The organism is Microbacterium sp. LTA6 (assembly GCF_045690355.1).
Taxonomy (GTDB): domain Bacteria; phylum Actinomycetota; class Actinomycetes; order Actinomycetales; family Microbacteriaceae; genus Microbacterium.
Genome location: NZ_CP147855.1, coordinates 3,772,684 through 3,785,335 on the forward strand (window position 1 = coordinate 3,772,684; position 12,652 = coordinate 3,785,335).

General features: G+C 67.2%; 9 protein-coding genes. 1 reads left to right on the forward strand and 8 read right to left on the reverse strand.

What is annotated here, in order from left to right; translation table 11 throughout:
- Positions 1 to 16 precede the first annotated feature (16 nt).
- The gene (locus tag LTA6_RS18085) at positions 17 to 3,682 is read left to right on the forward strand and encodes a multifunctional oxoglutarate decarboxylase/oxoglutarate dehydrogenase thiamine pyrophosphate-binding subunit/dihydrolipoyllysine-residue succinyltransferase subunit (RefSeq protein WP_341975250.1); all 3,666 of its coding nucleotides are present in this window, start codon (positions 17 to 19) and stop codon (positions 3,680 to 3,682) included.
- Between the two features lie 78 nt (positions 3,683 to 3,760).
- On the opposite strand, the gene LTA6_RS18090 is transcribed toward LTA6_RS18085, so the two are convergent.
- Genes LTA6_RS18090 through LTA6_RS18125 form a run of 8 tightly spaced genes read right to left on the reverse strand, consistent with a single transcriptional unit; the run spans position 3,761 to position 12,644 of the window.
- Entirely contained in the window at positions 3,761 to 4,777 is a 1,017-nt protein-coding gene (locus LTA6_RS18090; RefSeq protein ID WP_407358361.1) for an N-acetylglucosamine kinase, read from the reverse strand.
- Positions 4,774 to 6,030 carry a 6-phospho-beta-glucosidase gene (locus LTA6_RS18095; RefSeq protein ID WP_341975252.1) on the reverse strand — a complete coding sequence of 419 codons (1,257 nt, stop codon included), beginning with the start codon at positions 6,028 to 6,030 and terminating at the stop codon, positions 4,774 to 4,776. The genes LTA6_RS18090 and LTA6_RS18095 overlap by 4 nt, the downstream gene beginning before the upstream one ends.
- Positions 6,031 to 6,076: 46 nt before the next feature.
- Positions 6,077 to 7,219, reverse strand: coding sequence for an ROK family transcriptional regulator (locus LTA6_RS18100; RefSeq protein ID WP_341975253.1), 1,143 nt, complete (start codon positions 7,217 to 7,219; stop codon positions 6,077 to 6,079).
- 26 nt (positions 7,220 to 7,245) lie between these two features.
- Complete coding sequence (locus tag LTA6_RS18105) at positions 7,246 to 8,085, reverse strand: ATP-binding cassette domain-containing protein (RefSeq protein ID WP_341975254.1); 840 nt, start codon at positions 8,083 to 8,085, stop codon at positions 7,246 to 7,248.
- Complete coding sequence (locus LTA6_RS18110; protein ID WP_341975255.1) at positions 8,082 to 8,942, reverse strand: ABC transporter ATP-binding protein; 861 nt, start codon at positions 8,940 to 8,942, stop codon at positions 8,082 to 8,084. The genes LTA6_RS18105 and LTA6_RS18110 overlap by 4 nt, the downstream gene beginning before the upstream one ends.
- The gene (locus LTA6_RS18115) at positions 8,939 to 9,940 is read right to left on the reverse strand and encodes an ABC transporter permease (protein ID WP_341975256.1); all 1,002 of its coding nucleotides are present in this window, start codon (positions 9,938 to 9,940) and stop codon (positions 8,939 to 8,941) included. The genes LTA6_RS18110 and LTA6_RS18115 overlap by 4 nt, the downstream gene beginning before the upstream one ends.
- On the reverse strand, positions 9,933 to 10,937 hold the full coding sequence (locus tag LTA6_RS18120; RefSeq protein WP_341975257.1) for an ABC transporter permease: 1,005 nt from the start codon (positions 10,935 to 10,937) through the stop codon (positions 9,933 to 9,935). Before LTA6_RS18120 ends, LTA6_RS18115 begins: the two co-directional genes overlap by 8 nt.
- Positions 10,938 to 10,979: 42 nt before the next feature.
- The gene (locus LTA6_RS18125) at positions 10,980 to 12,644 is read right to left on the reverse strand and encodes an ABC transporter substrate-binding protein (RefSeq protein WP_341975258.1); all 1,665 of its coding nucleotides are present in this window, start codon (positions 12,642 to 12,644) and stop codon (positions 10,980 to 10,982) included.
- Positions 12,645 to 12,652: the final 8 nt, after the last annotated feature.

Below are 12,652 nucleotides of genomic sequence, written 5' to 3' on the forward strand. Positions count from 1 at the left end.
AAGAGGGCGATTGAGCGTGTCGAACCAGGTGACCGGCGACGGGGGGTTCGGAGCCAATTCCTGGCTCGTCGAAGAGCTCTACGAGCAGTTCAAGGTGAACCGCGACTCCGTCGACAAGGAGTGGTGGCCGATCCTCGAGAAGTATCAGCCGGAGACCGCCGCTCCCCCGGCAGGCGAGGCCGCGCCGGCCACACAGACGGCTCATCCAGTCACCGCCCCCATCCCGGTGATCGGCGCGCAGCCCGTCGCCCGGACGACCACCAAGCCGGCCGCCGCCGCCCCGATCCCCGCCCAGGCACCGAAGCCCGCGGCGAAGAGCGATCCCGTCGAGGCGACCGAGGAAGACAAGGTCACTGTCCTGCGCGGCATGACCAAGACTCTCGCCGCGAACATGGACGAGTCCCTCACCGTCCCCACTGCGACCAGCGTGCGCACGATCCCGGCGAAGCTGATGATCGACAACCGCATCGTCATCAACAACCACATGGCCCGCACACGCGGCGGCAAGATCAGCTTCACGCATCTCATCGGTTGGGCGCTCATCCAGACGCTCAAGGAGTTCCCGAGCCAGAACGTGTTCTACGCCGAGGTCGACGGCAAGCCGTCTGTCGTCGCGCCGGCGCACGTGAACCTCGGCATCGCGATCGACCTCCCCAAGCCGGACGGCACCCGCGCCCTCATGGTGCCGAGCATCAAGCGTGCCGACACGATGACCTTCACCGAGTACCTCTCCGCCTACGAGGACCTCGTCGGCCGCGCCCGTGGCAACAAGCTCACCGCTGCCGACTTCCAGGGCACGACGCTCTCGCTCACCAACCCGGGCGGCATCGGCACCGTGCACTCCGTGCCCCGTCTGATGAAGGGCCAGGGCGCCATCATCGGCGCCGGCGCCCTCGAGTACCCGGCCGAGTTCCAGGGCGCCAGCGAGAAGACGCTGAACGAGCTCGCGATCGGCAAGACGATCACCCTGACCAGCACCTATGACCACCGTGTCATCCAGGGCGCCGGCTCCGGCGAGTTCCTCAAGAAGGTGCACGAGCTGCTCATCGGGCAGCGCGGCTTCTACGACGACATCTTCGCGGCCCTGCGCATCCCGTACGCCCCGATCCACTGGAACGCGGACATCGCCGTCGACCTCGCCGAGCGCGTCGACAAGACCGCCCGCGTGCAGGAGCTCATCAACTCCTTCCGCGTGCGCGGTCACCTGATGGCCGACATCGACCCGCTGGAGTACGTGCAGCGTTCGCACCCCGACCTCGAGATCGAGACCCACGGCCTCACGTTCTGGGATCTCGACCGCGAGTTCGTCACCGGTGGCTTCGGCGGACGACGTGTCGCGAAGCTGCGCGAGATCCTCGGCGTCCTCCGCGACTCCTACTGCCGCACGCTGGGCATCGAGTACATGCACATCCAGGATCCTGAGCAGCGCCGCTGGTTCCAGGAGAAGGTCGAGCTCAAGTACCAGAAGCCCGGCCACGACGAGCAGCTGCGGGTGCTCCGCAAGCTCAACGAGGCCGAAGCGTTCGAGACCTTCCTGCAGACGAAGTTCGTCGGACAGAAGCGCTTCTCGCTCGAGGGCGGCGAGTCGCTCATCCCGCTGCTCGACGAGATCCTGCAGGGTGCGGCGACGGCCGGCCTCGAGGGCGCCGCGATCGGGATGGCGCACCGTGGTCGCCTGAACGTTCTCACCAACATCGCCGGCAAGACCTACGGACAGGTGTTCCGTGAGTTCGAGGGCACCCAGACCCCGGGCAACCAGCGCGGCTCCGGTGACGTGAAGTACCACCTCGGCACCGAGGGCACCTTCATCGCGGATGACGGCGGCGAACTTCCCGTCTACCTCGCCGCGAACCCGTCGCACCTGGAGACCGTGGACGGCGTGCTCGAGGGCATCGTCCGCGCCAAGCAGGACCGCCACCCGATCGGCACGTTCTCGTGGCTGCCGATCCTCGTGCACGGCGATGCCGCTTTCGCCGGTCAGGGCGTCGTGGTCGAGACGCTGCAGATGTCCCAACTGCGCGGCTACCGCACCGGTGGCACGATCCACGTCGTGGTCAACAACCAGGTCGGGTTCACCACCACCCCGACGGATGCCCGCACCTCGGTGTACGCGACGGATGTCGCGAAGACCATCCAGGCACCGATCTTCCACGTGAACGGCGACGACCCCGAAGCGGTCATCCACGTCGCCCAGCTCGCGTTCGAGTACCGCGAGCGGTTCCACCGCGATGTCGTCATCGACCTCGTCTGCTACCGGCGACGTGGCCACAACGAGGGCGATGACCCCTCGATGACGCAGCCGCTGATGACCGACCTCATCCAGGCGAAGCGGTCCGTCCGCCGGCTCTACACCGAGGCTCTGGTCGGCCGCGGTGACATCACCGAGCAGGAGTACGAAGAGGCGAAGGCCGACTTCCAGAACCGGCTCGAGATCGCCTTCGCCGAGACGCACGCGGCCGAGACCGGTGCCACACCGATCGCCCCGGTCACCACGCATGTCGATGAGCAGGAGGGCGCCCCCGACGTCACCGGCGTCGCGAACGAGGTCATCCAGCTCATCGGCGACGCCTTCGTGAACAAGCCGGAGGGCTTCACCGTGCACCCGAAGGTGCAGCAGCTCCTCGACAAGCGCGCGGACATGAGTCGCAACGGCGGAATCGACTGGGCGTTCGGCGAGCTGCTCGCCTTCGGCTCACTGCTGCTGGAGGGCACCCCGGTGCGCCTCGCAGGGCAGGATGCCCGTCGTGGCACCTTCGTGCAGCGTCATGCCGTGATGCACGACCGCACCAACGGACAGGAATGGCTGCCGCTGGCGAACCTCTCCGACAGTCAGGGCCGCGTCTGGGTCTACGACTCCCTGCTCAGCGAGTACGCCGCTCTCGGCTACGAGTACGGCTACTCCGTGGAGGCGCCGGAAGCGCTGGTGCTGTGGGAGGCGCAGTTCGGCGACTTCGTCAACGGCGCCCAGTCGGTCATCGACGAGTACATCTCGGCCGCCGAGCAGAAGTGGGGCCAGTACTCCGGCGTCACGCTGCTGCTCCCGCACGGCTACGAGGGTCAGGGACCCGACCACTCCTCGGCGCGCATCGAGCGTTTCCTGCAGCTGTGCGCGCAGGACAACATGATCGTCGCGCGCCCGTCGACGCCGGCTTCCCACTTCCACCTGCTGCGCCGTCAGGCATACGCGCGGCCGCGCAAGCCGCTGATCATCTTCACGCCGAAGGCGATGCTGCGCCTTCGCGGGGCCACCAGCCCGGTCGAGGCGTTCACTCAGGGCCGCTTCGAACCGGTCATAGACGACGACCGCGGGCTCGACCGAAGCGCCGTCAAGCGCGTGCTGGTGCACTCCGGCAAGATCCACTGGGATCTGCGCAGCGAGCTCGAGAAGAACCCGAACCCAGAGGTCGCGCTGGTGCGTCTGGAGCAGCTGTACCCGACCCCGATCGACGAGCTCAAGGCGATCACCGACTCGTACCCGAACGCCGAGCTGGTGTGGGTGCAGGACGAGCCGGAGAACCAGGGTGCATGGCCGTTCCTCGCGCTCGCCTTCGCCGATGTCCCCGGTGACCGCACGTTCTATCCCGTCGCCCGTGCCGCATCCGCGTCGCCCGCGACCGGATCCTCGAAGGTGCACGCGGCCGAACAAGCCCGACTGCTGCGCACCGCGCTCACCGTCGGCTGATTCACGCCAACAGGAAAGGGGCATCCCGACTTCGGTCGGGATGCCCCTTTTCACGTGCACGGCACGGCAGACGCGCCTTCAGCCGGCGCTGAGCGGCACCCGCTGCTGGAATCGCTCATCGGAGCTCAGCCCTTCGCGGGTCCGGTCGAGGGCCTGCTCGTCGCCGCCGGTGGCCGCCAACGCGAGCAGCGCCGCGCCGAGAACGGGCGGCGCGTCGACGACGCTGAGCTGCGCGCGCGGTGCGACCCTGTCGAGTCCGTCGCGGATACCCGCCAGGAGCAGCGGATCCCGCGACCGGGCGACGCCTCCCCCGAAGACCACCGGCACCGCGATGTCGTGCAGGTCGAGCTTGCGCACGCATGCCTGCACGAAGGCGACGACCTCCTCGGCCTGCCTCTGCACGATGCTCTGCGCCACGGCATCGCCGGCGCGCGCCGCTTCGAACACGAGCGGCGCCAGCGCCGCGAAGCCGTCGTGATCGCGTCTGCCCAGATGGACGTCCTCGATCAGCTCCGCGACCGACGGTGCGTCGACGCTGCGCAACAGCAGCGCACGCAGTGCCGTCTCGGGTCCTCTGCCGTCCTCGGCACGCGCAGCATGCCAGACCACGGCATCACCGAGTTCGCTGCCTCCGCCCCAGTCGCCGGACAGCGGACCGAGCGCAGGGAAGCGCACGACCACTCCGTCGGCCCGCACGCCGATCGCATTCATCCCGGTGCCGCAGATCACGGCGACCGCATCGGGCGAGTCGGTCCCGGCCCGCAGCAGGGCATGCAGGTCGTTCTCGACAGCCACCGCCGTATCGGCCCACTCCCGCCCGACGATGGCCGAGCGGTACGCGACGATCTCCTCCGCGAGATCCAGACCCGAGAGGTACAGGCTCACCTGGATCAGCTCCCGTGGATCGCGCCCGTCGAGCGCACGACCGATCAGAGCATCGATCACCCGCACGGATTCGTCGAGACCCTCCAGTTGAGGACTCGAGCCGGTGCCCCGCTCCCAGGCGAGCACCTCTCCCGTGGCGTCGAGCAGCACGACGTCGGTCTTCGATCCGCCGCCGTCGACGGCGAGGACGAGGCCCGACGACGCTGTCACGCCCACTCCAGGAACTTCGAGTTGGCCGCCAGGAGCAGATCCGTGAGGTTCTCGGCTCGATCGTGCTGAAGCACCAGCGGGTGGGCACGCATCGCGCGAAGCACCCGGTCGCGTCCGCCGTGGATCGCCGCATCCAGCGCGAGGCGTTCGTATCCGGCGACAGCACTGATCAGCCCGCTGATGTCGTCAGGGAGCGCGGCCACCGGCTCGGCGACGAACGTGCCGTCGATGTGGTGCGCCGGCACCTCGATGACGTGATCGTCGGGCAGGAACGGCAGAACGCCATCGTTGCGGAGGTTCACGACGCGCGGCACGTCCGTGCCGCCACGGATGGCGATGAGCAGTTCGATCGCTGCTTCCGAATAGAAGGCACCGCCTCGCTGCTCCAGGATCGCGGGCTTCGTGTCCACCGTCGGATCGGCGTACAGTCCGAGCAACTCGTTCTCGATCGCCCGCACTTCCTGGGCGCGCGTGGCGTGGTGGCGCTGCTCATGCAGGACCTCGTCATGCGCGTAGTAGTAGCGGAGGTAGTACGACGGGATCACACCGAGCTGCGACAGCAGCGCCGGTGCGAGCTCGACGTCGTCCGCGAGTCCCTGCAGGTTGCTGTCCAGGAGTCCCGGGAGCACATCCTTGCCGTCGACGAATACGCCGCGCTCCCACGTGAGGTGGTTCAACCCGACGTGCGCGAGTCCCACCCGGTCGGGTTCGACCCCGGCCTCGGCCGCGAAGCGCCGCTGGAATCCGATGGCGACGTTGCACAGTCCGACGGCCCGGTGCCCGGCCTGCAGAAGCGCGCGGGTCACGATGCCGACCGGGTTCGTGAAGTCCACGATCCAGGCGTCGGGTTTCGCGTGCGTGCGCACGACGTCGGCGATCCGCAGAACGACGGGTACCGTGCGCAGCGCCTTCGCGAGGCCGCCGGGCCCCGTCGTCTCCTGTCCGATGCAGGAGACCTCGTGCGGCCATGTCTCGTCCTGCTCGCGGGCGTCCTGCCCGCCGATGCGCAGCTGGATGAGGACGGCATCCGCGTCGCTGACTCCGGCGACCAGGTCATCCGTCGCCGTCAGGCGAGCCGGGTGACCGGCGCGAGCCAGCATCCGCCGGGACACGCCGCCGACGAGATCGAGCCGCGAGCGGTCGCTGTCGACCAGCACGATCTCCTCGATCGGCAATTGCTGCTGAAGTCGGATGAATCCGTCGATCAGCTCCGGGGTGTAAGTCGATCCACCGCCGACGATGGCGAGTTTCATCTGCTCTCCTTGTTTCTGTGCTGTGTCTGCGCCCGATGGTCGGACGTCACTGGGTGGGAATGCGCTCTTCGAGGCGTTCCCTGATCTGTTGAACCAGCAGGCGGCGAGCGCCCACCAGTACCGCGGTGCTTCCCGTCGTGCTGAGGTGGACGGTCGGCGCGGGGCGTTCGCCATCGGCCGTGCGCGCCGTGACAAGGGCAGCGAGTCGCGCACCACAGGCGAGAGCGGTCGGGCCGCCGAGGACCACCATGTCCGGGTCGAGCACGGCGAGCACGGGTTCGAGGGTGAGGACGATGCGCTCGGCGATGGCGTCGAGTGCATCGGGGTCGTCGGCGAGCGCGGCGATGTCCTGGGGATACCGTGCGTCGGCGCCGCCGAGCAGCTGCAGAACGGCGTCGGAGCCGAGCAGGGCCGTGGTGCCGGCGCCAGGGGCGCCCGGGGCCGCGGAGACCGTGAGGTATCCGATCTCGCCGGCGCTCCCGTGCGCGCCGCGATGGACGCTGCCGCCGAGGTCCACGCCGACACCGAGACCGCCTCCCATCCAGAGCAGCGCGAAGCTGCCGGCATCCTGCGCGACGCCGATGGCGCGCTCGGCCATCGTCGCGAGATTGACGTCGTTCTCGAGAGTCACCGCGACACCGAGCGACTGCTCGATCCGCCGCCGCGATCCCGTCGATGGCCAGCCGGGCAACGAGTCCGTCAACGAGATCACATCATGCTCGTGGCTCACTGCCGCCTGCACCCCCACCGTCACGGCCTCGACGGTGTGATGCTCGGCATCGGCCGCCGCGCAGGCGGCGTCGATCGCGCGTCGGATGTCGCCCTCCGGCGATCGCTCGGCCTTGTCGACGGGAAGTTCGATGATGGGATGCTCGGCCGCGGCCGCGTCGACGAGCACCGCCTGGATAGTGTCCTCGAGCATGCTCACCGCGACGCCCGTGATGCGATCAGTGCGCACACCCCAGCTCACCGCGCTCGGCCCGCGATTGCCGGACACCTCGCCCACCGGACGCACCAGGTCGGCGCGTTTCAGGCGCGCGATCATCTGCGTCGCCGTCGGCTTCGACATCCCGGACAGCTCCCCCAGCCGGGTGCGCGTCAGCGGGCCGTGCTCGAGGAACAGGTGCAGCGCTTCGCGGTCGTTCCTGGTGCGCAACCAGGACGAAGTCCCCGGATCGATCTGTGACATGAGATTCCCTTGGAGGATGTCGCGACTCACACCGAGCGGAGTTCGCGGCGGACCTCGTCGCGGAGTCTGCCGAGGTTGTCCGGTTCGGGAGCGGCTCCGAGGAGGGTTCTGGTGTACTCGTGCTGGGGGTCCAGGATGACGTCGTCAGCCGGTCCGCGTTCGACGACGTCGCCGCGGTAGAGCACCATGATCTCGTCGCTGAAATGCCGTGCGGTCGCGAGATCGTGAGTGATGTAGAGGACGCCGAGGTTCTCCTCACGCTGCAGATCCGCGAGCAGGTTCAGGACCTCCAACCGGATCGACACGTCCAGCATCGAGACCGGCTCATCGGCGACGATGAACCTCGCCCCCGGCGCCAAGGCCCTAGCGATCGCGACCCGCTGGCGCTGTCCACCGGACAGCTCGTGCGGGCGCCGATCCACGTAGCTCTCCGCGGGAGTGAGGCGCACGCGATCGAGGAGCTCCAGCGTGCGTTCACGCACCTGATCGGCGGACAGGTGCGGGTGATGGATGCGGATCGGGCGTTCCAGATGGTGCCCGATCGTGTGGAAAGGGTTCAACGACGCGAACGGATCCTGGAACACCATCTGCACCTGTGACCGGTACGCCGCAACATCCCGCCCCCGGGAGCCGGTCCGGTGCCCGTCCAGGAGGATCTGCCCGCTCGTGGGAGATTCCAGCTTCATCAGCATCCGGGCGATCGTCGACTTCCCCGAGCCGGACTCCCCCACCAGCGCCACCGTCTTCCCGGCCGCGATCGTGAACGAGACGTCCTTCACCGCGTGCAGAGTATGTGTGCGGAACCCCGACCGGAGGGTGAAGTTCTTCACCAGGTTCCTGGCCTCCAGAGTGGATGTCTCGTTCATCGGACCTGCTCCTCGATCGATGCGCCGGTGCGAACGAAATCGCCGCGCTCACCCTTCAGTGACGGGAAGCTGGAGAGCAGCTTCTTCGTGTACTCATGCTGCGGAGTGCGGTAGATCTCCTCCGCCGTGCCCTGCTCCACGATCTGCCCCTGCAGCATCACCGCGATCCGATCACTGATCTCGATCAGCATCGGCAGATCATGCGTGATGAAGATCACCGCGAATCCGAGTCGCTCGCGCAACCGCATGATCTCTCGGATGATCCCCCGCTGCACCACGACATCCAGCGCCGTCGTGGGCTCGTCCATGATCATCACCTGCGGATCCAGGGCCAGCGCCATCGCGATCATCATCCGCTGCCGCATTCCGCCGGACAGCTCATGCGGAAACGACGTGAGACGGGAAGGATCCACCCCCACCAGGGTGAGGAGCTCCTCGGCGCGCTCGGTCTTCGCCTTGCGGCTCATCCCCGGCCGGTGCGTGTCGAAGATGTCGAAGATCTGCGCCCGCACACTGATGACCGGGTTCAACGAGTTCATCGCCCCCTGGAACACCATCGAGATCTTGTCCCAGCGGAATACCCTGAGCCCTTCGGCCCCCAACGCCACCACATCGATGTCCGTGCCAGAGCGATCGTGGAACACGATCTCGCCGCTGGTCATCAATGCCGGCGCCTTCAGCAATCGGTTCAGCCCGTACGCCAGCGTCGTCTTCCCGCACCCGGATTCTCCGGCAAGGCCCAGGATCTCCCCACGATTCAGCGTCAACGACACATCGCGGACAGCCTTCACCGGCGGATCCACCTCGTACTCGATCGACACGTTCCGCGCCGTGAGAACTGCCTCAGGAACGTTCATGCGACTGCCCCGTCTCCTGCGATGCCGACGCCGGCCCGACGGGCGCGGCGCTGTCGCCGCGCCGCCTGAGGGGCGAGACGCAGCTTCGGGTTCACGATCTCGTCGATCGCGAAGTTGATCAGGGACAGACCGGTGCCGATCAGGGCGATGATGGCGCCCGGCGGTACGAACCACCACCACGCGCTGCTGCCGACGGCTTGGCCGGTCTGCGCGTCGTTGAGCACGGTGCCGAGCGTGATCGATCCCGTCGGTCCGAGACCGAGGTACGACAGACCGGCCTCACCGAGCACGGCGAAGATCACACCGAAGATCAGCTGTGCGGCGAGCAGCGGCACGAGGTTCGGCAGGATCTCGACGAAGATCACCCGCATCGGTCGTTCACCGGCCACGACAGAGGCCGCGACGTAGTCCCGCGTGCGCAGCGACCGGGCGGTCCCGCGCAGTACCACGGCCGATCCTGCCCAGCCGGTGATCCCGAGCACGAGGGCGACGAGCAGTGAGCTGCGAGCTAGCGCTCCGAGTCCCTCGGTGTTCTGCACGTATGCGGCGATCACCATCACCAGCGGCAGGCCAGGGATGACGAGCATGATGTTGGTCACCAGGGTGAGGACTTCGTCGAGGACGCCCCCGAAGTACCCGGCGAGCACTCCGAACACGAGCGCGAGCACCAGCGAGACGAGGCCGGCCACCACGCCGACGAACAGCGATCCCTGGGTTCCGGTCGCGATCTGCGAGAGAACGTCGTAGCCGAGCTTGGTGGTGCCCAGCGGATGCTCAGGACTCGGCGGGAGCAGAGCATCGAAGCTCGCGTCTCGCGGGTTGCCGAGGAAGAGCGGGCCGAAGAGACCGAACAGCACGATCGCACCGACGATGATGATCCCGGCGAGGAGCTTGCCCGACATCGTGAGCCCGCCGCGTCGGCGTCTGCCGCCGGATTGCGAAACCGCGACAGCATGGGTGGTGTCGGGGGGAGAAATGAGAAGCGTCTGCTCAGCCATCGCGTCGTACCCTCGGGTCGATGAATCCGTAGACCAGATCCATGAGGAAGTTGGCCGCCAGCACGGTCAGTGTGATGACGAGGAAGACACCCTGCATGAGCGCATAGTCCAGCCCCTGCACGGCCTGGATCATCAGCTTTCCGATGCCGGGATAACTGAACACCTGCTCGGTGACGATCGAGCCGGCGACGACGAACCCCAGGGCGATGCCGAAGCCGGAGAGGCTGGGGATCGCCGCGTTACGGGCGGCGTATGCCGTGCGGATGCGGGAACGCGTCAGCCCCTTCGCCTCCGCGGTGATGACGTAGTCCTCCGCCATCGTCTGCACCATCATGTTGCGCATCCCGAGCAGCCATCCGCCGACCGATGAGATCACGATCGTGGTCGCCGGCAGGATGGCGTGCACCAGCGTGCTGGCGATGAAACCCGGACTCCACTCGGGACCGGCGGGGTATTCGAAGACGTCATACCCACCGATGATCGGCAGCACGCCCCACTGCACGGAGAACACCGCGACGAGGACGAGCGCCAGCCAGAAATAGGGCACGGACTGCAGGAAGGTCGTGAACGGGACGAGCTGGTCGACCCAGGTGCCGCGCAACCACCCCACCCACGCGCCGGCGATGATGCCGATCACGAAGGAGATGATGGTGGCGGCACCCACGAGTGTCACCGTCCACGGCAGCGCCGCGGTGATGAGCTCGCCTACCGGAGCCGGGTATCGGGTCGAAGAGACCCCGAGATCACCGTGCAGCAACCGGCCCCAGTAGGCGAGGTACTGATCCCACAGACTGATGTCATCTTCCGCGCCGAGGATGGAGCGGATCGACTTGATCGTCTCCTCGGACAGCGGCCTGCCACCACTGGCACGCCGGAGCTTGCCCAGCATGATCGCAGCGGGGTCGCCCGGCAGGAACCGCGGCAGCAGAAAGTTGAGAGAGATCGCGGCCCACAAGGTCACGACGTAGAACGTGATGCGTCGTAGCCAGAACTTCATGGGGTCCTCCCCTCGATGAATCGGTCCATGGGATGTGGTCCCTTACTTCTCGGTGGGACGCAGGTGCGTGAGGATCACTGCCGACGCGGTCGACAGGTACGGCAGTGGCGACGCGTACAGGTCGTCCTCGGTGGGCCAACCGGTGAAGTCCTTCGTGTTGAAGAACGACTGCGAGGCGTTGAGCACCACGGGGATGTACGGCAGATCCTTGGCGATCTCCGCCTGAGCGGCCGCGTAGGCCTCCTTCTTCACGGCCTCGTCCTGCGTCGCTCCGGCCGCGATGACAGCCTGATCGACGATGGGGTTCGAGTAACGGCCGTAGTTCTGGCCGGCGGTGGGTGCCTCGCCGACCTTGGCCGTGGCCTCGGTCGCGAAGTAGGTGTCGTAGGTCGAGAACGGGTCGGCCACCAGCGACTGGGTGAGACCGTAGAGCGCCATCTGGTACTCGCCGCTCTCGAGCGGCGTCCAGTACTCGGCGTCCGACACGGTGCGGGCGTTGATGCGAATGCCGGCATCCGCAGCCTGCGCGCTGATCAGCTTCGCCGCGTCGTTGTAGTCGGTCCAGCCGTCAGGCGAGAACAGGTCGAGTTCGATGGCGACGCCGTCCTTGCCGTAGAAGCCGTCGGCATCCTTGGTGTAGCCGGCGGCTTCGAGGATCGCGCCTGCTGCCGCAGCGTCAGGACTCTGCGGGCTTTCCAGGAGAGACGGGTCGCTGAGCCACTTGTCATCGCGACCCGGCAGCACGAAGCTCGGGGTCGAGATGCCGCTCAGGCCGGCGAACGCCTTGGAGCCGATCGCCTCACGATCGATCGCGACGTTGATCGCCTGGCGCACGGCCGGGTCGGTCTGGGCACCCTCGCAGCCGAGCGCTGCATTGGCGCACGTCATGATGACCGTCGGGTCCTGCTGCTGGTTGATCGTGGCGTTGCGTCCGTTGGACGTGACGTTGTCGGGGTTCGCGATGAACTGGCCGACCCAGTCCAGCTTGCCCGTCTTCAGGAGATCTTCGGAGGACTGGTTCGAGTCGATGCCGACATCCTGGACCTCCTTGATCGCGACCTCCTCACGGAATTCCTTGTTCGCCTCGAGCGTGTAGGCCGCGTCCGTGAACGACTTGAGCGTGTACGGACCGGAGCCGACGGGCTCAGGGTTGGTCTCGGTGGCGAAGTCGGTGATGTCGGCCCAGATGTGCTCGGGGACGATCCACATGCCGCCGAGGATCTGCGACGCGGCGGTGAACTTGGGTGACGAGTACGTCACGACGACGGTGGTGTCGTCGGGAGTCTCGACGCCGACCATGTCCTTGTCGACGTTGTTCGCGTAGCCGAAGGTGAAGGCGACGTCCTTCGACGTGAGGTCTTTGCCGTCGCTCCACTTGAGGTCGGGCTTGATGGTGATGGTCAGCGTCTTGCCGTCTTCGCTGTATTCGTACGAGTCTCCGATCAGGCCGACGGGCGCCTCGTCGGACAGCTGATTGAAGAAGAAGAGCGGCTCGTAGATCGCGCCGAACGTCATGTGCGTCGCCGTCTCGGTGGCGAACGGGTTGAAGTTGTTCGTGATCGGGGTCATATGACCCGACCACATCCGGATCGGGCGTTCGCCGGCGTCGGTGGAGCTGCCGCCGGGCGCGCAGCCGCCCAGGGTCAGTGCGAGCGCAGCTGCGCCCGCGACAAGAGGAAGAACTTTCCTCCAGCGGTTGTCCTGCATGGGAACCT